Origin of the sequence: Chroococcidiopsis sp. [FACHB-1243], from assembly GCF_014696895.1 — a bacterium.
Lineage (GTDB): Bacteria > Cyanobacteriota > Cyanobacteriia > Cyanobacteriales > Chroococcidiopsidaceae > Chroococcidiopsis.
Map to the genome: position 1 here is coordinate 1 of NZ_JACJQX010000005.1, position 21,654 is coordinate 21,654.

A 21,654-nucleotide genomic window follows, 5' to 3' on the forward strand; every position below is an offset into this window, starting at 1 on the left:
CACTCTGACTCCATCCCGAACTCAGGTGTGAAACGCGACTGCGGCGACGATACTCTGGGGGTCGCCCCACGGCACAATAGCTCCGCGCCAGGTTCATTTTTCCTCAAAAGCCTCGCTCTACAGAGCGAGGCTTTTGCTATTTCTCGGTCATTTTATTAGAAAAAATCCCTTCGTAAAAACGAAGCGAGATTGTGGCTGTCATATCGCGTCGAGACTACTATCAAGAAAGATAAAACTTTCGCGTTAGAGAACTTACCGTTCTATATGATGCATGAATTTACAGATATTGTTTATCACTACTTATATTTTAGAGAGCACATCAAGACTATACCAATAACTAATCCAATCTCATGCATCCAATAGCTAAAACTGAAAGAATTTACACTGCTATGAATGCTCAAGTTGCCAATACTATAGAATAACTGTTGAATAAACCACCAATACAAATAAAAGGATACTGGTATCTCTATCGGAATAAATATAGTTAATAAGGGTAAGATTGTGTCGATTTTAGTTCTAGGAAACTTGTAGAGATAAGCTCCTAAAACTCCCACGATCGCACCATTCGAGCCAATTAAAGGTAAGTTGAGTGTAGGCTCAACTAAAATCTGCAATCCAAAGGTCAAAACGCCACATAGTAAATAAAAATATAAAAACTTAAGATGTCATAATAAGTTTTCTAAAATTTTGCAAAATACTAATAAAAATAGTGAATTACCAATTAAATGGCTGAAACTACTATGCAAGAATAGTCCTTAAACTAGGGACAACTCAAGTAAAAGCCAAGCTATCCAAGCAGCAGGATTCAAGGTAGTAAAAGCTGCTGCCGCGACATAAACTATTTTTGTTGGAGTCACTCCCCAACTACTAATGATATGGCTTAGTTCTCCTTTAACATCGAGTTGCCATTCCCAGATAAATAAAACAATATTTATACCTATTATTAAATAGACAACAACTGGTTGCCTACCGCTAGAAATGCGATTGCTAATCGGAATCATAGGAGTTGGAGAAAAACTCATTCTTTTGTCAGACATCGATTGGGCAGACAGAGGGCAGAATAGACGTAAATACTAGAATAGGAAAAAGTTATCGTCAGCACACATTGCTGAAGCAGAGGAACATGCACTGCGCTCACAGCAACATAGAGAAATGATAGAAAAGTTAGGTAAATTTGTTCGAGCTGAAGAGAATGAGAGCGATCGCGCAGGTCGAACGAAGAATATGATTTAATTGGAAATTTTTTCTTTCTCGTTTTTAACTTATAATCCCATCACCACGCGATAGCGAGCCTCAATTTCTGTCACAGTTTTAGATTGGCGCTGGCTACTCCATTGGCTGCGATGAAATAGTTTTTGTCGTAGTTCGTCAACATCAATAGTTGTTAACTTCCCACCACTCACAATTTGTTTGCCATTTACCCAGACACTATCAACAACCTGAGTTGGACGACCTAATATTAGTAAACCAATCGGATCGGTACGAGGTAGGAGCGATAAATTAGTCAAATTATAAACTACTAGATCGGCTTTTTTTCCTACTGTTAAGGTTCCTATTGTATCTGAAACATTTAGCCCTTTCGCCCCGCCGCAAGATGCCATTTCTACTGCTTGACGTGGTGTAATCCAGTGACGATAATCTGGATCGGTAACGGTGTGTAGAATTGAACCAATTTTGATTGCTTCTAACAAATCTTGCGAATCATTACTCGCAGAACCATCGCAACCAAAACTTACGTTTATTTCTGCTTGACGATATTTTAAGATAGGGGCGATCCCGCTACCTAAACGTAGGTTACTTAAGGGATTGTGAACTACAGTTGATTTCGTTTCGGCAAGGATAGCAATGTCGTCGTCATCTAACCATACACAATGGGCTAAAGAAGTGCGAGCGCTCAAATAGCCAATTTGTTTTAAGTGTTCTACAGCACTGCAATCGTATTTTTCTCGTGCTAATTTTTTCTGGGCTTTGGTTTCGAGTAAGTGAGAATGACGACAGAGATTGTAGCGATCGCTCAATTCAATACACCCTGTAAATAAAGCATCAGAACATAGTTGAATTCCTGTAGGGGCGACGAGTAGATTAATTCCTTCCTCTGGGCGGTGGAATTGAGTCACAACGTCCTCCATCATTGCCAATATCTCATTTGTAGAACGAAAGAAAGCTTCTTTTTCTACTTCCTTCCCTCCAGTCGGTATTCCCGCAGTCAAAGCTTCATCTTGAATTAGGGGCGCAACGAAAGCCCGAATCCCAATTTCATGATAAGCCCTCACTGCCGCTGCTACAGTTTCAATTTCCTTTCCTGGGATCAAAACTAAGTGATCGACAACGCTAGTCCCTCCTGAAAGTAGGGTTTCTACCGCCGTACCCAAAGCACTGAGATAGACTTGTTCGGGATCCAGGGGGGCAAAATCGTACAGTTCGGCAAGCCACAACTCTAAAGGAACGGGAGAAATCATCCCGCGTTGCCACATTTCAGAAGAATGCGTGTGAGCGTTAAAAAAACCAGGTAGGAGTAACTTATTATTACCATCGATCGCCGTGCCGTTTATAGGTAATTGGGGAGCAATAGCAGCAATGCGATCGTTTTCTATCTGCACGTCTACTATTGTGTAACCGTCTTCAACCGGAATTAAGACTTGTTGAATCGTATAACTCACAAACTTATCCTGAAATATCAACAAATATAAAATCTTGTTATTTAGTGTGACACCAATTCTGTAAAAAAGATTTCTACTCAGAGTACAAAGTCACTGAATAATAATCTTGCATATGGAGGCGTGCGATGCATCGATCGAACCGCATCTGGACAAACATCTATGTACGCCGACTCCCGACTCCCAACTCCCCTCTAATATGAACCACCTAACAACTCTAGGAATACCACCCAACGCCTGGGCAGTCAATGAAGCGATCGCAGATATCACTCGTCCGCCTCTAGACACAAAAATTATTACCCTACAAACTCAAACTAAAACTTTACGCCTCGACCTGGCAAAGTCTGCCATTCTAGTTATAGATATGCAAAATGATTTCTGTCATCCCGATGGCTGGCTGGCACATATTGGCGTGGATGTGACTCCCGCCCGCAGCCCAATTTCACCGCTAAAATCTTTACTGCCAGTTTTGCGGCAAATTGATGTCCCCGTCATCTGGGTTAACTGGGGGAATCGTCCCGATTTAGTTAATATTAGTGCTGGTTCGCGCCACGTTTACAACCCCACAGGTACGGGAGTCGGGTTAGGCGACCCTCTCCCTACCAACGGTGCTAAGGTACTAACGGCTGGAAGTTGGGCGGCGGCGGTAGTAGATGAGTTAGAACAACTTCCCCAAGATATCCGCGTCGATAAGTACCGCATGAGTGGTTTTTGGGATACTCCCTTAGATAGTATTTTGCATAATTTGGGCAGAACGACGCTATTTTTTGCAGGCGTAAATGTCGATCAATGCGTCATGGCAACATTACAAGATGCTAATTTTTTAGGCTACGACTGCGTGTTAGTCGAAGACTGTACCGCTACCACATCCCCAGAATATTGCTGGCTGGCAACTTTATACAACGTTAAGCAATGCTTTGGTTTTGTCACCGATTCCCAAGCTATCGTGGAAGCAATTAAAGATACAGCGACCAGTAACCAGTGACCAGTTATCAGTTACTTCTCGCCTCTTACCTATTACCAACTACCAATTACCACGTATGAATACAAATCGTTGTGTAATTCCCGTTGTTAAGTCTCCCCAAGACTACCAAGCCTTTCGGATTAGCCCTCAAGATACCAACAGATTGGCGCTTGTCTTTGACACGGCAACTGCTAACAAGTCACTGACAATGTGTGTAGAAATTTTTGATGTGGATGGCAAGACTCCTCCTAATCGACACCGACGGGCAGTAGAAATGTTTTTTATCCTCAAAGGCGAAGGACGAGCAATGTGTGATGGGAAAACGGTTTCTATCCAAGCCGGAGATAGCATTTTAGTCCCTGCTACGGGAACTCATATCATAGAAAATACTGGTTCGACTCGGTTGTATGCCCTGTGTATCATGGTTCCAAACGAAGACTTTGCCGAACTGATCCGTAGCGGTACGCCTGTAGAGCTGGATGAGGAGGATATTTCCGTGTTGCGTCGCTTACCTGCACCAGTTTTATGTTAGCAGTGCGCCCGAAAAAAACTGTTTCGATGCTGACGCGCAATCGCGTGCGGTTGGATGCAGATGTCTACTATCCTGATGCTGAGGGTGAATTTCCCATATTATTAATGCGTCAACCCTATGGTAGGGCGATCGCGTCTACTGTAGTCTACGCCCATCCAACTTGGTATGCTGCCCGTGGATATATTGTCGTCATTCAAGACGTGCGAGGGCGAGGTACATCAGAGGGAGAATTTAAGCTATTCGTCCATGAAATTGAAGATGGCGAAGATACGGTAAATTGGGCGGCGAATTTACCTGGTAGTAATGGCAAAGTTGGGATGTATGGCTTTTCTTATCAGGGAATGACACAGTTATATGCTGCTGCTGCCAAGCCTCCTGCTTTAAGAACAATTTGCCCCGCGATGGTTGCCTATAACCTCTACAGTGACTGGGTATACGAGGGTGGGGCGTTTTGCTTGCAAACGAATTTGGGCTGGGCAATTCAACTCGCTGCCGAATCCGCCAGGATACAGGGTGATGTTGCAGCACATTACACTCTTTACGCTGCAGCTCAAGATATATCTGTCTACGATCGCGTTCCCAGCTTAAACGAGTGTCTGCGTAAATTTGCACCTAATGCCTTCTATCACGAGTGGTTGGAACATTCTCAAGATGATGACTACTGGCAGGAAATTTCGCCTCAGCGCCACTTGCAACACATAGATCTACCGATGTTTCACATTGGTGGCTGGTTTGATACATACCTGCGCGGGACGCTGCGTTTGTACAAAGATATGGCAGAACGGAGTCAATATCGTCAGCAATTGCTCGTGGGACCTTGGGCGCATTTACCTTGGTCGCGCAAAGTCGGTGCAGTTGATTACGGGCTGGAAGCTGTCAGTCCCGTAGATGAGATGCAAGTTCGTTGGTTCGATCTGTTTTTGAAGGGTTTGGATACAGGCTTAGAAGCAGAGTCACCAATTCGTTGGTTTGAGATGGGAACTAATATGTGGCACACTTTACCCATAATAAGCAAATCAAACCAGAAATCGTATTTTTTGTCAAGCACTGGATTGGCAAGTATTCGGGAAGACTCAGGGATGCTAAGCGAATCTTGTCCCGAATCCTATGCTTCAGATGTCTTCGTTCACGACCCTTGGCGACCCGTGCCAGCGTTGGGAGGTCATGCAGTCGTACCCGCAGGATCGTTTGAGCGATCGCAAATTGATTGTCGTACTGATGTTTTGACTTATACTACTGCACCCCTAGTCGCAGATTTACATTTAGCGGGGGAAGTGATGGCAGAGATTTGGTGTAGTGCGGATACGCCCAGTCATGACTTGTGTGCGGTGGTTTCTGAGGTACATCCGAATGGGAGTGTATATAACTTGACTCAGGGTTACATTCATGTTGCGTCAGGACAAGATCGACCTTTAAAAATGTCTCTGCAAGCGACGTGCGTGTGTATTAGAAAGGGGAATGCTTTGCGGTTGAGTTTAAGCGCGGCTTGTTTTCCGGCTTATCCGATGAATCCTGGTACGGGTTCGCCTTTGGGTAGCACGCGGTTGATGGATGCCGAAGTTGTGACTTTGAGGGTTGAGTGTGGTGGCGATGCCGAAGGCGGTTTGCGAAGCAACCATCGCGCTTCAAGGTTGTTGTTGCCAGTGGTGGATTTTGGATGAAATGTCGCGCAAAGACGCAGAGGCGCAAAGTAAGAGCGCAAAAGGTATTTTGGTTGTGATTTAAGTTAAAACCAAAGTCGTGTTTTTTGCATTTCTATTGTTACTTCTGGTTTAATATGCGTACTCCCAAGGTAGCGGGTTGGAGGAGAGATAGGTCGATTTTTTGCATTGGTCGAAAGCCACGATACTGCTACTAAACAGATGTGGACAATTGAGTAAGTAATGATGAGTTCCATGTTTCGTTTAGTCAGAGTGGTAGTATCGTTGCTCGATCCAAATTCGCATTTCTGCCTCGGAACTGAGACTAGTAGATTTACGGGTTTTTGGATCGAATGCTTGCCAGTAAGCGTTACCATTACGGTCTTTTTTGCGCCAAACTTGCAATTCATGACCGCGAGTTAAAGTCTGAATTAATTTTTCAATAATTGCCTTAAAACTCTCAATGAGCAATAAAAATATTTTTGTTTTTTGCGTAGGTAAAACTGAAGTTTTCATCATAGTAAACCTTGTAGTGAGATTTATTCACGGCAAAATTTATCGGCAAATTTCTATCTTTTTGCCTTTTGCTTTTTGACTTTTAACTTGCTTATTTCTAGTTTTATCCTCAGCAGACAAAATTGATAAGGTACGGATTTAGAAATTTTAAATAGAACAGTTGACTCGATCTAAAACTGTTCTAGGTAAATACAGTCAAAGTGTACCATCACAGATTCAGATGAATCATTTATCATATTTAAACAGGCTGAATTCTCAATCTTTAAAAAGGATTGCATCGTGAGAATTCCTATTGAAAGACACTCATCTACGGCAGTTTATCTCCAGATCCGCGATCGCATCCGTCATTTGATTGAAACTGGTGCATTGCGATCGGGGGATAAGCTTCCTTCCATTCGCACCCTGTCTGCTAGTACGCGGGTGAATAAACTTACCGTCATTGAAGCTTACAATGTCTTAGCAGCAGAAGGACTCGTAGAAGCCCGTCAAGGATCTGGCTACTTCGTCTGTCCGGCAAAAATCGATCGCGTCGAGTCGAAGCACCAATTCGCGCCACCCCAAGACACAATTGTTTTAGAACAACCGCCTCTACCACCACTAATTCAAGAATTTGAGGGAGATTCTTATTTCAATCTCTATATGAAATCGGTGCAAGCCCGCCAGCAACCAGGGACAATCGATCTCAGTAGTGGCTTCTCCTTGGCTTCTGGACTAGATGAGTTACCGCGCATTGCCCGACGTGCTGTTAAGCACATATCAGGTAGCTTATTTAACTACGATTTACCCCAAGGACAGACTGTACTGCGGCAACAAATTGCACGACTATTAGTACAGCAGCACGGTTTAAACATTACGGCAGACAATTTAATTATTACGAACGGTTCCAAACAGGGGATCTCTCTAGTCGTGCATCACTATGTGAATCCTGGTGATTGGGTGTTGGTAGAGAGTCCCACTTGGCACGGGATGTTATCTCTGCTGTACAACATGGGTGCAAGGGTGATTGGTATACCGATGACAGCTGAAGGAATAAACTTAGAATTATTGGAAAAAAACCTTTACACTTATCGTCCTAAATTAATCTTCACTGTCAGTACCCTTCACAATCCTACAGGTCTAACAACTTGCTTAGAGCATCGCCGTCAGTTATTAGAATTAGCAGAAAAATATGACTGCGTCGTACTTGAAGATAATGCATATGAAGGATTAAATTTTGAACCCGTACCAGTACCAATTAAAGCATTAGATCGAACCGATCGCGTCATCTATGCTGGCACATTTTCTAAAACTATTATGCCGGGGATTCGTGTCGGTTATCTAGTTGTTACTGGAAAAAACTATCAGCCTTTAGTAGAGCGAAAATTACTTGATGACATCCACGTATCTACAGTTTCTCAAGCTATTGTCAGCGAGTATTTAGCATCTGGACATTATCGCCATCATTTGGCACATTTGCAAGCTGTCCATCTGCAAAGTCGTAACGCCATGCTAAGCGCTATGCAGCGTCACTATCCTCCTGCTACTTATTGGACAATTCCCAAAGGTGGAACTTTCTTGTGGGTGCAAATGCCTACCCACTTACCGCTAGCAGAAATTTGTCAAAAAGCGTTAGCCAGAGGCGTGTTCGTTGCCGAAGGAACGCCTTTTTTCCCAGGCGGACAGCAAAGTTATCCTGCTTTGCGTTTGAATTTTACCCTTTTACCAGAACAAATCGAGCAAGGGATCGCCATTTTAGGAGAAATCTTGCAGAAGTACGTTTAGTCAACATCAATTGTAGGGCAGGCAATGCCCGCCTAACCAGAAATATATCAATAGGATAGATAAAGCGTACTATCAAGCTATTGCAGAATTAGAATGAGATTATTAGCTCAATGTTAGAATCTACTTCACCTAATTTCTCAGGCGAATTATCAAATATTCAGAATATTCAAATTGTCACCTACCAGACTCAATATCAAGCAGCAATTATCAAGCTCATCTTAAACATTCAACAACAAGAGTTTGGCTTGCCAATTACTCTCAAAGACCAACACGACTTACTAGACATTCCAAAGTTCTACCAACAAGGTAATGGTAATTTTTGGATTGCTTTAGATCGAGAAAAAGTTATCGGTACGATCGCCGCTATTGATATAGGTAATAGTCAGCTAGCTTTGAGAAAAATGTTTGTCGATTCTAAGTATCGCGGGAAGGAAATAGGCTTAGGTCAATGGCTATTAAATTCGCTTTTAAATTGGGCGCGAACAAAAGATATTCGTGACATCTATTTAGGAACAGTTGATGTTTTTCAAGCGGCGCATAAATTTTACGAAAAAAATGGATTTATCAGAATACATCGATTAGTTTTACCTCCTAGTTTTCCCAGGATGACTGGTGATACAATGTTTTATTGGTTGAACTTAAACAATTAATTTTTACGATCGAGTTGCTTGTATGAAACGATCCTAAAAATAGAAAGATCTAACTTTATGACCAACCTTAGTGTCAATCTTAATAAAGTTGCTTTATTGAGAAATACTCGAACTATTGGCATTCTAAGCGTTACTCGCGCAGCACAAATTTGCATCGACGCAGGAGCCAGCGGAATTACCGTTCATCCTCGTCCCGACGAACGACATATCAAACCTTCAGATGTTTATGAGTTAGCAGAAATGTTAACAGTTGAGTTAAATATTGAAGATAATCCTTTTCAGCCTCCATTTATGGAGATAGTCCGCCAAGTAAACCCAACTCAGTGTACTCTGGTTCCAGATGCACCAGATACATTCACTTCCGATTGCGGCTGGGATTTGGTTCGAGATGGGGAAAAGCTGATACCAATTATTAACGAATTAAAATCTTTAGGAATTCGCGTCAGTCTGTTTATGGATACCGATCTCAATCAAATTAAAATTGCTAAAAAGATTGGTAGCGATCGCATTGAATTATATACAGAACCTTATGCTACAGCTTTTCGTCATGGTAATGTAGAATCAGTCTTTCAACAATATGCTGCTGCCGCTAAACAAGCTCAAGAGATCGGTTTAGGTGTCAATGCCGGACACGATTTGAACCTACAAAACTTGGCGAAATTCTGCTCGATTTCAGATATACTTGAAGTCTCAATCGGTCATGCACTCATAGCAGATGCATTAGACGTGGGACTATCAACAGCAGTAAAAGAGTATTTGAAAGTGCTGTCAGAGTCAAAAATTTGAAAAAGTCAGACATCGGTATTACCGATGTCTGACTTTTTGTCGTTGAACAAATCTATCTTTCGAGCTATTAAACTTGGTCACGCTTTCTGCAAACATAGCTTGATTTTCCAAAAATCTAGCTATGTTTGCCTCTCTCATAGCAAACACATAGCATTTTTCTTCTGCCAGTTCTGATGCAGTCAGTCTCCTGATGGGGAAGTTACTAATAGTTTCCTTGGCAAATCCTTCTGATTCAATTTCTAATTCACTTAAGTCATCATCATTTGCTACCTCAATTCCCAACGCTTGCTGTACGATCGCTAAATTCTTCTGAATGACTTCTCCAATTGCCTTAATTTTTGTTAAGTCTATATCTTCTAGCATAGCGCACCCCACGACTTGACTAGATTTTGTACGTTCAACTTGTTAATACTCTTTGCTAAAACTACTAAACCATAAACCTAGTACTATTGTTTGTTCGCTGACGGACAAGTTAATCTATCTAGCCACAGAAATTTACATACAGCTTTAGAGCGAATTCTAATCGTTCCAAAGCTTCTTTTTCACCGTGCTAAATAATACTTCGTTTAAATTCTTACAGGCGTATCAGGAGCGAGGAGCCAGCCTAATAAGATCTAGATTGTGAATAAAATTGACCAATAAATGCTAAGTATGCTGCAAAAGCATAGATTGCCCAGCGTAACCCCTGACTCTCGTTCGAGGCAGGTTGGTTGATATTAGTACCAATTACCATCTAATTTTTCACAATTGCGGCACAGAATCAGTCTCTTGCGATACCACTATTTGTTAAACGCACAAGATATCGTGCTAGTCTATACAGAAGCTCGTTGTGGGTTTTAATGTTACTTCAACTGTGGACAAGTGGCTAAGGATTCAAAGCAGTGGATCACCTTCAAAGTTTCGGAGCTAGAAATGCAAGCGCTCGAAACATATTGTCATCAAACTCAGAGAACAAAAACTGACTTGCTGCGGGCAATGATCCGCAAGCTACCTACATATTCTGAGGACAGTCAAACCGAGTGATTTATGGCGACGCGCCTATTTCACTCCCTAAGCGGCGTGCCAATGAGTTTTGGCTAGCCTGTCATACTTCACCATTAATTCCGCTAGCTGAGTAATTTCCGCACAATCAGCATCCTCGGTGACATCGTTATACAAGCAGTAGTAACATTCATCGCCATAAGCTATTTGCATCGTCCAGTCACCTCTGCTGACACTATAGATAACCGCACCAGTTTCTTCATCATAATCGTCATATAGAAAACCATTGTTAGCCAAAAACTGCTCTAACGCGGCTATTTGAATTGGTGTCATGTTGCTGCTGCGCTCCAATTCCGAGTTTACACTCAAGAACTTATAACTATTAACCTACAGGCGAATTTCAGAGACGGCAATTCTCGATCGATCTAGTTAGAGACACACACCCCATAATCAGTCCCTCACATCACTAGCCATGTTCAGAAGAATTATTCTGCTAGCTGTCTAGCGACATAGTTTTATTCTTTTAGATAAATTTGAACTATAGGTTAAATCACTACTAAGAACAAGATACATTAAGATACGCTATAAGTGTTCCCGATTTCGAGCAGTAACGAACATTGTTTACAAGTTCTTTAAATAACAGCGATTAATTGACTAAGTTTATGAATTTTAGATTAAATCTTGCGCTCGGTTGTTTGTTTTTGGTAAGAGGCGAGAGGCAAGGGACAGTAGAAAAATAGCCAGTCTTACGGGCGATCGCTAACAACTTGCAAATCATAGCCTGCTCTCTAGCGATCGCGTTCGGGATTGCTATCAATAGTTAATAAAATATCGTCCGGGTTCGGTGGCGCGGACGTGATTTGTATTCAGGTTGCTGTCCGCGATTCCAAAGGAAATAGTCTAATTTCAAGGCAGAAACTTTATGCTCTAAGCGGCGCAACTGTGCGACTATCAACTCCGCAGCGTGAATAGTACAGGCACGGATCTCAATTTCTTCCTCAGTTCCCGCAGCAATTAATTCTTCGGCATCGATTTTTGCAGCCAAACTTTGCTCGTATTGTAAAATATTATCGACACGCAAAACGTGAGGAATGAGATTGTCAGCAAAAATTGTTAATCGTGGTAAGTCGTTGAAAAAACCAAAACTTTGATTTCCTAGTGCAATTGATAAATCGGCAGCGGTTATTTGAGCGCGTTTGTAAAATGGAACTTCTACATTGTTATATGTTTGTATATCTTGAAAATGAGGCATTTTTGCCAACAATTCTACTAAACGCTCGGCTGATGAGTCAGCCGCATTGACTAATCCGACAAAATCTCCTTCATAGCGATCGAGTAGATGTCGTCCTAATTCATTCCAGGCTGAGGCAAATAACCCCATCAACTCTCGAATTGGTGGTTTAGTGAGATTTTGCTCGAAAATATTCGCACAATCTTCCGGCGTTAGGCGACAAAGTTCTCGCGCTCTAAAAGCACCACGAGTTTCAAACCGCTCTTTCAGACAGGTGGCAATGGTAAAGTATCCCGAAAGACGAGGACGTTTTTGTAGGTGGGGAAAGTAGCCAGAACCAAAGTTGATCGCATTGAGCGTGAGAATATAAGCGACTATTTCTCGCGGATCGCCAAGATAATGATAGCGGGGATCGAGTTTGGGCGAACTAGCCTGTTCTATGGGCAAAGAAGCAACATAGGCTGGAATACTTGACTCGTCAATGCGGACGTAATTTGCCCTAGCAGCGACTTCTTGCGCGGCTGCACGGACTCGATCTAGTATACCTAAACTCATCTCCACTCCCCTAACTTCATAGCATCGGCATCTTACACCAATTAATTACAAGATGCACAGACGGCATTCCTCAAGTAAATCCCACAAGTTGTGGCGGAAATTCAAATTTGCCATTTGCGCCTCGTGCAAACTCGATTACCTTAATTACAGCATCTATGTTGAGCGAACCGTAAATATGAGGATATTGCTCTTCGGGTTCCGATTCTTCATATTTAATCTCAACTAGCACGCGCCGAGAATCGATACAAAGCACGATTAATTCTTGATGCTGAAAGAAAAACTTATTGGCTACTTTAACGATTTGTGCTGGCGTAGAGCAGTGAATAAACCCTTCAGTATCGAGCGTGTCACCTCGATAGATTCCTTCTCTACGTGCTTGTTCCCATTGCGATCGCTGCGTGATGTGCAAGATAAGTTGTGGAGCAGTCGTATCTGCCTGAACTGACATGAACCTGAGCTGACATTACATTTACTATCGTCAATATTAATCTCTACTAATTATGATAGTGTTATGTTCAGTCTCAATGGGCATTTTTTTATTTTTTAGTAATGTTTGATAGCGCTTTTTCATAGAAGATGAGATTTGTTTAAAATGAGCGGGGCGCGGTGTGTGATATTTGAAAAGAAGTAACTGAAAACTGATAACTAATTTTTAGTACAAAACAAGAGTTAGTTGCTTGCGATAGCTCTTAGTTAAGGGATGGTCGTCTTCTAGTAGACCAAAAATTGTTATCATCGCTTTGCGAGCGGCATCATTTTGATACTTGCGATCGCGCTCTACCATCGCCAATAGAATAGATAGTGCTGATTCGTAATCCCCCTTAAGAGTCAATTGAACTGCTTGCAAATATTGTTGGTCTAAATCTGTTTCTGGTACGAGCTGTGCTGCTTGATGCTGCCACTGCATCAACTCTCGCAGCGTTCGGACTTTAGCATCGTATTCTCGACTACCAGAAGGGACTGCTGCCAGCAATTTTTCTGCCGATTCTAAACTACCAATTCCAATTAAAAACTCTGCGGCAGCGATCGCTAATTTGGGATTTTGAGGATAGAGTTCGATCAGTTCGCGGAAGCGTTGCTTGGCTGTTTCAATATTACCAGCAGCGCGATCGAGTTGGATTGCTTCTATTTCGGTATCTAAAGTAGATTTTAAGCCGTATTGAGCTAGTAATTCCCGAATTTGTGCCTCTGGTAGCACGCCGACAAATCCTGGCTGCATTTGTCCTTGGCTAAAAATTTTGACATCGGGAACCCCTTCTACGCGATACGCCTGCGCTAGTTCCGGGTTTTTGTCGATATCGACTTTAGCCAGGGTAAAGTTATATTCTTCTACAAGTTTTTCGAGAATTGGTTTGAGAACCTGACAAGGACCGCACCATTGAGCAAAAAAATCGACTAAAACGAGTTGTTGTTGCGATCGCTCGATAACCTCAGTGGCAAAATTATTTTGATTTGCTTCAATCGATCGTCCCATACAGTTATCAGTTGTCAGTTATCAGTTATCAGTTGTCAGAGAGTAGTTAACTGTCAACCGTTAACCGTTAACCAACAACTATCCATTACTAATTTAATCTCGACTAACTAACTTTTCCGTACCAGAGACAAAACTTTTTGCTCCTGGTTGCGCTTCTGGCTTACGAGTATACCACCATGCCCAGGCAATTAAAACTGTTTGTAACGGTAGCCTCACCCAATACATAATCGGGCTATGTGGAATGCCTTCAATGACAATATCGCTGTGAGTTGCTAAATAAATGTTGGCGGGAAAGACAGCAATAAATAAAATAATCAGCCCCCAAGCCGCAGCAACGCTAATAAAGGGAATTAACAAACCAATGCCACCCAAAATTTCAAAAAAACCGCTGATATAAACTAGTTCGACGGAATTGGGCAGTTGAGGCGGAACAATTTTAGCGTATTCTAATGGTTTGAGAAAATGAGTCATTCCTACAATAATAATTGCTACAGCCAGAATGCCTCGGAAAATTTCTTTGCGTCGATTGGGCTGACTGGTACTTGAGTTCATAAGTAAGTCAAAAGTCAAAAGTTAAAAGTCAAAATTGTGACGAGCGGTTCTCTTCTGCCAGTTCTAATGATGATATGAGTGTAAATGCTTCTATCTAAAGACGTAATTTCTAAGTCTTCTCTACACCCCACACCCCACACCCTTATTGCCAATAGGAAGTAACACGCTGTTGCCATTGTTGCCAATAAGAGGCGATCGCTTCTGGTTCAAACCAAAAGACTTCTGCTGGCGTTTGGGGAATTGCGACGACAATTAAGGCGCGATTCAACTGAATTCCATAGTCGCGATAATAATGATTGACTGCACCTAAATAAGCTACTAATTGCAAAGGATAATCAAATAGCCGTTCGAGGGTTCTTTTTGGTCGATCTGCTGTTTTCCATTCACAGACACAAGGTACACCTCGATAACTGGCAACGCAGTCTACAATTCCAGCATATTTCAAGTCTGAGTGAAAAACTGCCCCTTCAATTAATCTGACGACATCAATTTCTTCCAAGACTGGTGCGATACTCTCCCAGTAAGGACGGCTGGCTTCAGAACAAGATATATCTTCACCCTGCAAGTAACGCTGAATGTATTTATGCGTTTGCGTACCGCGACGGCTGGCAGTGGAGGAGATTTGATTGGCAGTTTCTACACCAACACGCTGTTTCCAGTTGAATAGTCTATCTCGATCTGCTTGAGGTTTTGTAGCGTTGAGGATGGTAGAGACACTAGGAAGGCGATCGCCATTTGTACTTAAGTAATATTGCTTGCCATTCTCGCGCACGGATTTGGCATGAATGTTAGGTAACAGCTGAATCTCGGATGGCATGGGTTAGATTATTTGCAGATCGATGCTGTTTCATTTTAATCGCCTTAATCACCTCTCAATTATCTCTGTGCTTGCTTTGCACCTGTAGGCAGAAATACGGCTGAATCGTAGTAGGTGCGGAAGGCTTGTACTAATCCATTGTCAATTTCAATAATGCTGACACCTCGATAATGTACGTCTTCACCATTGGATAAAGTCCCTTGCGATCGCCACTCCATAACCGCAGTGTTGCTATCTGCGGTGACATGGGTGAAATCAGAGTGAATGCGATCGAATACTGAGAGATACTTTTGCCAAAATCGCCGCACGCCGTCCTTTCTCTTGAGTGGTTCTACCATTGCTAGGTTAGTCGCTTCTGCATCCTCGGCAAACATTTCAACTAATGGTTCTACATCGCCACTAGCTTCGATTTGCTGAAGCGTCTGCATAAAGCGATCGACAATTTCACTCGTCATTTTGCTGAACTCCTATAACTTCCGTTCTAAAATTATTAATTTTTGTCAAGGTAGCTACCTCTATCTGTAGAGACATCAGGAAGTCAAAAGTCAAAAGTCAAAACAAGAAAGCCTAGCTACGACATGAAGCTAGGCAAAACGTTCTGATGCTTTTGTAGTGAAGACAAAGCGGAATCGAGGAATAAGAAGAAATTTTCTTACTCCTCGATCGCTTATCCCTCTAAATTAACTTTGACAACTTTATTTTTTTCTGCCGTAGTCTTAGGGAGAGTCAGATTCAAAATTCCATCTTTATATTCTGCGGTAACGTTGGTGTTTTGAATCCGTGCTGGCAAAGGAATGACACGCTGAAACTTACCGTAGTAAAATTCGCTGCGAGTCTTGCCGTTTTCTTCCTGCTTAGTTTCTGACTTGCGATCGCCACTAATGTAAACAGCAGCTTCTGTAACTTGCACGTCTAAGTCTTTAGCTTCCATTCCAGGTACTTCTAATTTAAGGTAGACGGCATCTTCAGTTTCAGAAATTTCTGCGGCTGGCATTTTAACGATATTACCATTCACGACAGAACTAGATGCAAATGAATCTTCAAATAAGCGATCGATTTGACGTTGCAGAGTATTCATTTCTTGCCAAGGATTCCAGCGAACTAATACCATAACTACACCTTGATTTATTACTTTGAGTTTGTTTTGCGTGTTCTTGCTTCTTATCTTACTGGTGTAGAAAGTTCGAGAAAATTCGGTTTTTATGAATGCTGAAATGATGATTACCGAACTGAAAATATCAGTGGAAAGTTAGGTAAAAGTTTGTACGGATATCTGCAATATTGGGAGTACGGGAAACCTAACCTAGTTCAACGTTTCGACTATCCCAGTTTCGGTTTTTCAATTATTTTTGGATTTCAAAACAACAACACCCAAGCATCTACTTGCTTAGCGATTTCCTCATGTTTGTAATCCTATCTGGGGTTGCACCGATCGCAATTCCTGTTCAGAGAAAAGTGAGATCGTCGGTTACATTGCCCTCTGTTTTCAACTAGGAGGAAATATCAGCGTTCGAGTTGGGTGTTGCTGTCGGTCGGTCGGACAGATAGTAAAACAGCTTCTTTTACCTCTTAACTCAGTTGATCTATCGGACTTTTGGCTGTTTATCTGCCACAGAAGCTATAGAAAGCTTCTATTTGTAAGATACTACTAACGACTGGAAAAACACATTTCCTGCAACTAATCTTTACTAATTTCAGTTATCAGTTATCAGCCAGTGAGGGTGAAACGATGCTCGCCAACTTTCATCTCAGTTTCCAGTACGGGTAGGACGAGATAAAAACCGCAACCGTGCGATCGGTACAATCCGGCGCGATCGAGATTGATTTTACTCGCGTTTGTGCGTGCAGCGTGACTCCACGACTCATGCAATAATAACCAAATACCACACACCAGGCTGTCCAAACTGTTATTTCTGAGATTGTGGCAAAACGCAAACTCTTTTAAACTGCACTCTTATCGAGTATTTATTTGCGTTCTGGAAGCAATTCATGAGCAACGAGAGCGAGTACATTAGAGAAACTGAAGCCACGCGGGTAAGAATTCTCAGCGAAGCACTACCCTACATTCAAAAATTTGCCGGACGAATCGTTGTCGTCAAGTATGGCGGCGCAGCGATGAAAGAAAGCACCCTGAAAGATAAAGTGATTCGCGATATCGTGTTTTTAACTTCTGTGGGAGTGCGCCTTGTCGTAGTTCACGGCGGGGGTCCAGAAATTAATAGTTGGTTAGATAAACTCGGCATTGAACCGCAATTCAAGCACGGACTGCGGGTAACGGATGCGCCGACAATGGACGTGGTAGAAATGGTGTTAGTTGGCAGGGTGAACAAGGAATTAGTTTCTCTGATCAACCGTGCTGGTGGTTCTGCAATTGGGCTATGCGGTAAAGATGCTAATTTAATCAAAGCCCGTCCTGAAGGTCGCGAGGGGATTGGCTTTGTAGGAGAAGTGACGAGTATGGACGTGCGGCTGTTGAATTCCCTACTCAAAGAAGGTTATATCCCGGTCGTCTCCAGCGTAGCAGCAGACGAAAACGGACAGGCATACAACATTAATGCCGATACTGTAGCAGGAGAACTCGCCGCAGCCCTGGGAGCAGAAAAATTGATTTTACTGACAGATACAGCCGGAATTCTCAAGGACTACAAAGATCCTTCAACGCTACTACCTAGATTGGATATTCAAGAGGCGCGAGATTTAATCGCTGCTGGTGTTGTCGGCGGCGGGATGATTCCCAAAGTTAAATGCTGCGTGCGATCGCTCGCCCAAGGAGTGCGTGCAGCACACATTATCGACGGTCGCATTCCCCACGCCCTTCTACTAGAAGTCTTCACTGACATAGGTATCGGTTCGATGATCGTTGCTTCTGAATATACTTACTAGACTCACATGCAACTTTCTCTTCTTCCCCCCTTTTTAAGGGGGGCTAGGGGGGATCTTTTCGCAAAGTCGTAGTCTTGCGATCCCCCAACCCCCTTAAAAAGGGGGCAGTCATATGCGATCCCCCAACCCCCTTAAAAAGGGGGCAATCGTACCAGTAATCTTCACGAGTTTCAATATTTGAAGTTTTCGCACTAAAAAGGGGGCAATCGTACAGCCATCTTCACAAGTCTCAATATTTGAAGTTTTCACGCTGTGCGATCGCCAACAGCCTACCTGTAAGGATCGAGTCCATTTGGAATTGGGGGAGCAGGTATAACTTCTACAGCACGTACTCTCGGATATCCCACATCATGTAGGTAGCGATCGTGTGGATATCGGTCATCCGAACGATCGACATTAATAATCGTGATATTTTGGTCTCTGCTAGGAGCAGAATCGGGGTAGCGCTCGAAGTAGCGATCGGCGGGTCTAGGAGTCATCCCCGTTGCTGGATTAACTGGAATGGGTGAGGGAATAGGACTACCGTAGATGTAGGGGGCAGACTGTGGCTGGTTCCTTCGATGATAGTTGCCATGAGGATAGTTTCCACCACCATTGATAATAATTGTAGATTGGGCAGATGCGGGTGTCGGATTGACTAATGGTATTCCTAAAGATAAAAGCGCAGCAGTTGAGCAAGCGACTCTACCCCAGTTGACCCAGCTTGTATATTTGTTTGAAATATATTTGGATGAAATATATTTATGTGGAACCTCGATTATTTTTTTCATATCCAGAACTTAAGATTTTGGGTAGGGCTTAATGTCCAAGCGCGATCGGCAGTCTGAAAACTCTGATGCTGCGTTGTTGCCTGAATGTTCCCGATATTTCAGCCCACTATCTAAAATTTTAAATAATTTTGTAGTTCTTATGGCGATTAATGTTGCGTAAAATTGTTACTTAAGTCAGATGTCGTTAAGCTGCCCATGAGTGACACAATCGAGACAGAGAGATTCATGCAATCAAACGTGAGTTCCCAATCCCAAGAAATTGTCAAGACTGAGTACAAAGCAGGGTTAGCAACTTTTGAGCGGGGACAGTACCGCCAAGCCGTACAACACTTAGAAAAGGCTAGCGCCTTAGCTAACCGTAACAGTCGCCAGGGTGGTGAAGTGCAGCTATGGCTAGCCAATGCTTACGAAGCTGCCGGACAAAGACAAGAGGCGATCGCTTTATGCGAACAGCTCAAACGCCACCCCCACTATGAGATTAATAAGCAAGGACGGCGGTTACTATATATTCTGCAAGCACCGCAATTGCAACGCCCCGCCGAATGGATGACGCAAATCCCCGATTTGGCAGCAATGTCAGATAATGAGTCTCAAATTAAACTGAGTCTCAGAAGCGATAATCGCAAGCGATCGCCCCAGCCGGAACTAACGCGAGAAATCGAAGATCTGAGCAAAATCAACACCAAAGACAATCGCTTTATCATTGTTGCCCTATTCGCGATCGCCCTAACTCTTGGTGCATTGATTTGGTGGGGGCTTTAGGTTGGTCATTTGTTATTGGTCATTTGTAAAATCCGATTGCAATTGAAACGCTCTGTAGTTGGGTGTCTCAAAAATCGCGTAAAAATGCTATATCATCATGCGACAAGCAATGATGATATCAATAGTAAATAAGAGCGATAACTTGGTTGAGCTTCGCACCAGAGTATTCGGAGGGGGGTCTGTGAAACTATCTATCTTGATGGCATCAGCTAGGAAAATTATCGGACAGCTGCGCTTATTAGGAATTGTGTTGTTGTCTTCCTTAATTCTTTCCGGCTGCGTCCAGTATCAAGTCGGGGTAAATTTTGACAGCCCAAACTATGGCGAAATTGTGCAGCACATCCAGCTAGACGAACGGCTGATGAGTTTGAGTGGCGATTCGGTAAAGACTTGGCTAGACAGCATCGAACGTCGCGCCAAGCAACTGCACGGAAAAGCGAAGCGGCGATCGGATCGAGAAGTTACGGTTACAATTCCGTTTAAAAATGGGGCGGACTTAGCAGAAAAATTTAATGCATTTTTCCACTACATTGACAAGGAAAATCCAAATAATTTAACAGAAACGGACTTGCCACCAATTGATTCTCAATTGAGTTTGAAGCAAAATAATTTTTTATTGTTAGTGAGAAATCGGTTGAGTTTCGACTTAGACTTGCGATCGCTCTCCCTAATTTCCACAAACACTAATCTCGCTATTAACCCCAGTTCGATATTAGATTTTGAATTCAGCCTCAATGCCCCTTGGGGAGGACGCAGCATCGAGAAGGCAGAAAACGCCATTCCCGCTAACAAACAGGGTAATCGGTTGATATGGCGGCTGCAACCAGGACAGATTAATCATATAGAAACTATTTTCTGGCTCCCCAGTCCCCTTGGAATTGGCACAATTTTCATCATTCTATTCATTGCTTTAGGGGTTTATTTACGCGATCGCACTGCGCCAACTTCAGGAGGGAGTAGGGAACAGGGAGCAGTGTAGAGACGTTACACGTAATGTCTCTACACTCTAAGGAGACAACCGCTCGATCGCCCAACTACCGTTTTCTAGCAGGCGATAGCGGAGGCGATCGTGCAATCTACTCGGTCTACCTTGCCAAAATTCAATTGCGTTAGGAATGACGCGAAAACCACCCCAGTGCGGCGGACGGGGAATGTCTCGATTGTCATACTTGGTTTGCAATTCTTGCAAGCGCTGTTCTAAAGCTGCGCGACTTTCCACCACTTGACTTTGCTCGGAAGCCCAAGCCCCCAAGCGGCTATTTAACGGACGGCTGCGATAATATTCATCTGACTCTTGGACTGAAACTTGTTCTACCTGCCCTTCAATCCGCACTTGGCGTTCGAGTTCCGCCCACCAAAAAACTAGCGCCGCATGGGGATTGGTTGTTAGTTCTTGCCCCTTATGACTTTGATAATTGGTATAAAAAACGAAACCGCGTTCGTCAAAACCCTTGAGCAAGACAATTCGAGCCGAAGGTATAGCATCAGTCGTAGCAGTGGCTAAGGTCATAGCATTTGGTTCGGGAATTTGAGCTGATAGGGCGCGATCGAACCAAATTTGAAATTGACGCAAAGGATTCGGATCGACATCAGTTTCCTGCAAGCCTTCAAGTTGATAATCTATGCGAAGATCGGCAACATTAGGATTCATAGTTTTAGCGACTGTAATGGGTAATGGGTAATGGGTAATGGGTAATGGGTAATGGAAAAGTCGTAAGTCGGGTATTCGTAAGTGAAAAGAGAGTACCCACCAACTACCAATGACCAACTACCAACTACCAACTACCAATTTGCCTTCTCAAGCGTGTAACGACAAATTACAATTAAAGTTGAAGTGTTAAACTATCGGGTTAAAAATCTATGACACCTTCTTTAATGAACTTCTTTTTCAGTTTGCTGGCAGGTTTGGCAATTGTGGTGATTCCAGTCGTCGTTGGTTTGATTTTTATTAGCCAACAAGATAAGATTCAACGTTCGTAAGAGGGAACAGGGAGCAGGGAGTAGGGAGAATTCGGAATTCGGAAGCGCGGAATTCGGAATTAATGGAGAATTCCCTTACCCCTCACTCCTAACTCCTAATCCCTCATCTACCCAGCAAACTTTGACGATCTTCTAGTTGACTC

26 protein-coding genes and 1 pseudogene are annotated in these 21,654 nt (G+C 42.9%); 11 read left to right on the forward strand and 16 right to left on the reverse strand.

Annotated features, from left to right (window positions below; genetic code table 11):
- Positions 1-296: 296 nt before the first annotated feature.
- The 3 genes and pseudogenes from H6G17_RS32465 to H6G17_RS04880 form a co-directional block, all read right to left on the reverse strand.
- Positions 297-746: pseudogene (locus H6G17_RS32465) on the reverse strand (rhomboid family intramembrane serine protease).
- 9 nt (positions 747-755) lie between these two features.
- Positions 756-1,022 carry a hypothetical protein gene (locus tag H6G17_RS32475; protein ID WP_199316521.1) on the reverse strand — a complete coding sequence of 89 codons (267 nt, stop codon included), beginning with the start codon at positions 1,020-1,022 and terminating at the stop codon, positions 756-758.
- Between the two features lie 240 nt (positions 1,023-1,262).
- A complete protein-coding gene (locus H6G17_RS04880; RefSeq protein WP_192154698.1) occupies positions 1,263-2,660 on the reverse strand; it encodes an amidohydrolase family protein in 1,398 nt (465 codons plus the stop codon).
- 196 nt (positions 2,661-2,856) lie between these two features.
- Here H6G17_RS04880 and H6G17_RS04885 point away from each other — a divergent pair, with 196 nt between their 5' ends.
- Genes H6G17_RS04885 through H6G17_RS04895 form a run of 3 tightly spaced genes read left to right on the forward strand, consistent with a single transcriptional unit; the run spans position 2,857 to position 5,814 of the window.
- Positions 2,857-3,642, forward strand: a complete 786-nt coding sequence (locus H6G17_RS04885) for an isochorismatase family cysteine hydrolase (RefSeq protein ID WP_192155104.1) — start codon at positions 2,857-2,859, stop codon at positions 3,640-3,642.
- 55 nt (positions 3,643-3,697) lie between these two features.
- Complete coding sequence (locus H6G17_RS04890; protein WP_039713097.1) at positions 3,698-4,153, forward strand: cupin domain-containing protein; 456 nt, start codon at positions 3,698-3,700, stop codon at positions 4,151-4,153.
- Positions 4,147-5,814, forward strand: a complete 1,668-nt coding sequence (locus H6G17_RS04895) for a CocE/NonD family hydrolase (RefSeq protein WP_192154701.1) — start codon at positions 4,147-4,149, stop codon at positions 5,812-5,814. The genes H6G17_RS04890 and H6G17_RS04895 overlap by 7 nt, the downstream gene beginning before the upstream one ends.
- Before the next feature lie 243 nt (positions 5,815-6,057).
- On the opposite strand, the gene H6G17_RS04900 is transcribed toward H6G17_RS04895, so the two are convergent.
- Entirely contained in the window at positions 6,058-6,312 is a 255-nt protein-coding gene (locus H6G17_RS04900; protein ID WP_192154703.1) for a hypothetical protein, read from the reverse strand.
- A gap of 276 nt (positions 6,313-6,588) precedes the next feature.
- Here H6G17_RS04900 and H6G17_RS04905 point away from each other — a divergent pair, with 276 nt between their 5' ends.
- From H6G17_RS04905 to H6G17_RS04915, 3 genes are all read left to right on the forward strand, one after another.
- Positions 6,589-8,070 carry an aminotransferase class I/II-fold pyridoxal phosphate-dependent enzyme gene (locus H6G17_RS04905; protein WP_192154705.1) on the forward strand — a complete coding sequence of 494 codons (1,482 nt, stop codon included), beginning with the start codon at positions 6,589-6,591 and terminating at the stop codon, positions 8,068-8,070.
- Positions 8,071-8,180: 110 nt separating this feature from the next.
- Positions 8,181-8,720, forward strand: a complete 540-nt coding sequence (locus H6G17_RS04910) for a GNAT family N-acetyltransferase (RefSeq protein WP_192154707.1) — start codon at positions 8,181-8,183, stop codon at positions 8,718-8,720.
- 57 nt (positions 8,721-8,777) lie between these two features.
- Complete coding sequence (locus tag H6G17_RS04915; RefSeq protein ID WP_192154709.1) at positions 8,778-9,506, forward strand: pyridoxine 5'-phosphate synthase; 729 nt, start codon at positions 8,778-8,780, stop codon at positions 9,504-9,506.
- 18 nt (positions 9,507-9,524) lie between these two features.
- On the opposite strand, the gene H6G17_RS04920 is transcribed toward H6G17_RS04915, so the two are convergent.
- Positions 9,525-9,869, reverse strand: coding sequence for a hypothetical protein (locus H6G17_RS04920; RefSeq protein ID WP_192154711.1), 345 nt, complete (start codon positions 9,867-9,869; stop codon positions 9,525-9,527).
- 498 nt (positions 9,870-10,367) lie between these two features.
- On the opposite strand from H6G17_RS04920, the gene H6G17_RS04925 reads away from it, so the two are divergent.
- Entirely contained in the window at positions 10,368-10,529 is a 162-nt protein-coding gene (locus H6G17_RS04925; RefSeq protein ID WP_071925454.1) for a molybdenum-pterin-binding domain-containing protein, read from the forward strand.
- 27 nt (positions 10,530-10,556) lie between these two features.
- Here the strand turns inward: H6G17_RS04925 and H6G17_RS04930 are convergent, their stop codons facing one another.
- The 9 genes from H6G17_RS04930 to H6G17_RS04970 form a co-directional block, all read right to left on the reverse strand.
- Positions 10,557-10,820, reverse strand: coding sequence for a hypothetical protein (locus tag H6G17_RS04930; RefSeq protein ID WP_015156872.1), 264 nt, complete (start codon positions 10,818-10,820; stop codon positions 10,557-10,559).
- Between the two features lie 487 nt (positions 10,821-11,307).
- Positions 11,308-12,273, reverse strand: coding sequence for a queuosine salvage family protein (locus H6G17_RS04935; RefSeq protein WP_192154713.1), 966 nt, complete (start codon positions 12,271-12,273; stop codon positions 11,308-11,310).
- Positions 12,274-12,343: 70 nt separating this feature from the next.
- Positions 12,344-12,721 carry a DUF952 domain-containing protein gene (locus H6G17_RS04940; RefSeq protein WP_192154715.1) on the reverse strand — a complete coding sequence of 126 codons (378 nt, stop codon included), beginning with the start codon at positions 12,719-12,721 and terminating at the stop codon, positions 12,344-12,346.
- Positions 12,722-12,925: 204 nt separating this feature from the next.
- Positions 12,926-13,747 (reverse strand): tetratricopeptide repeat protein, encoded by an 822-nt coding sequence (locus H6G17_RS04945; protein WP_192154717.1) that lies wholly within the window; start codon positions 13,745-13,747, stop codon positions 12,926-12,928.
- A 93-nt stretch (positions 13,748-13,840) separates the two neighbouring features.
- Positions 13,841-14,299 carry a DoxX family protein gene (locus H6G17_RS04950; protein WP_192154719.1) on the reverse strand — a complete coding sequence of 153 codons (459 nt, stop codon included), beginning with the start codon at positions 14,297-14,299 and terminating at the stop codon, positions 13,841-13,843.
- A gap of 142 nt (positions 14,300-14,441) precedes the next feature.
- Positions 14,442-15,116, reverse strand: coding sequence for an exonuclease (locus tag H6G17_RS04955; protein ID WP_192154721.1), 675 nt, complete (start codon positions 15,114-15,116; stop codon positions 14,442-14,444).
- Positions 15,117-15,175: 59 nt separating this feature from the next.
- Positions 15,176-15,571, reverse strand: a complete 396-nt coding sequence (locus H6G17_RS04960) for a nuclear transport factor 2 family protein (protein WP_192154723.1) — start codon at positions 15,569-15,571, stop codon at positions 15,176-15,178.
- A 212-nt stretch (positions 15,572-15,783) separates the two neighbouring features.
- Positions 15,784-16,227 (reverse strand): Hsp20/alpha crystallin family protein, encoded by a 444-nt coding sequence (locus H6G17_RS04965; protein ID WP_192154724.1) that lies wholly within the window; start codon positions 16,225-16,227, stop codon positions 15,784-15,786.
- 597 nt (positions 16,228-16,824) lie between these two features.
- Complete coding sequence (locus H6G17_RS04970; protein ID WP_192154726.1) at positions 16,825-17,019, reverse strand: hypothetical protein; 195 nt, start codon at positions 17,017-17,019, stop codon at positions 16,825-16,827.
- 86 nt (positions 17,020-17,105) lie between these two features.
- Here H6G17_RS04970 and argB point away from each other — a divergent pair, with 86 nt between their 5' ends.
- Positions 17,106-17,999, forward strand: a complete 894-nt coding sequence (gene argB, locus H6G17_RS04975) for an acetylglutamate kinase (RefSeq protein ID WP_192154730.1) — start codon at positions 17,106-17,108, stop codon at positions 17,997-17,999.
- 269 nt (positions 18,000-18,268) lie between these two features.
- On the opposite strand, the gene H6G17_RS04980 is transcribed toward argB, so the two are convergent.
- The gene (locus H6G17_RS04980) at positions 18,269-18,769 is read right to left on the reverse strand and encodes a hypothetical protein (protein WP_192154732.1); all 501 of its coding nucleotides are present in this window, start codon (positions 18,767-18,769) and stop codon (positions 18,269-18,271) included.
- Positions 18,770-18,994: 225 nt separating this feature from the next.
- Between H6G17_RS04980 and H6G17_RS04985 the strand changes: the two genes are divergently transcribed.
- Positions 18,995-19,531 (forward strand): tetratricopeptide repeat protein, encoded by a 537-nt coding sequence (locus tag H6G17_RS04985; protein ID WP_242038246.1) that lies wholly within the window; start codon positions 18,995-18,997, stop codon positions 19,529-19,531.
- A 181-nt stretch (positions 19,532-19,712) separates the two neighbouring features.
- Entirely contained in the window at positions 19,713-20,510 is a 798-nt protein-coding gene (locus H6G17_RS04990) for a DUF3153 domain-containing protein (protein ID WP_192154736.1), read from the forward strand.
- A 27-nt stretch (positions 20,511-20,537) separates the two neighbouring features.
- Here H6G17_RS04990 and pdxH read toward each other — a convergent pair whose 3' ends face one another.
- On the reverse strand, positions 20,538-21,182 hold the full coding sequence (pdxH, locus tag H6G17_RS04995) for a pyridoxamine 5'-phosphate oxidase (RefSeq protein WP_192154738.1): 645 nt from the start codon (positions 21,180-21,182) through the stop codon (positions 20,538-20,540).
- 209 nt (positions 21,183-21,391) lie between these two features.
- Here pdxH and H6G17_RS05000 point away from each other — a divergent pair, with 209 nt between their 5' ends.
- On the forward strand, positions 21,392-21,511 hold the full coding sequence (locus H6G17_RS05000; protein ID WP_192154740.1) for a photosystem II reaction center X protein: 120 nt from the start codon (positions 21,392-21,394) through the stop codon (positions 21,509-21,511).
- Positions 21,512-21,654 lie beyond the last annotated feature (143 nt).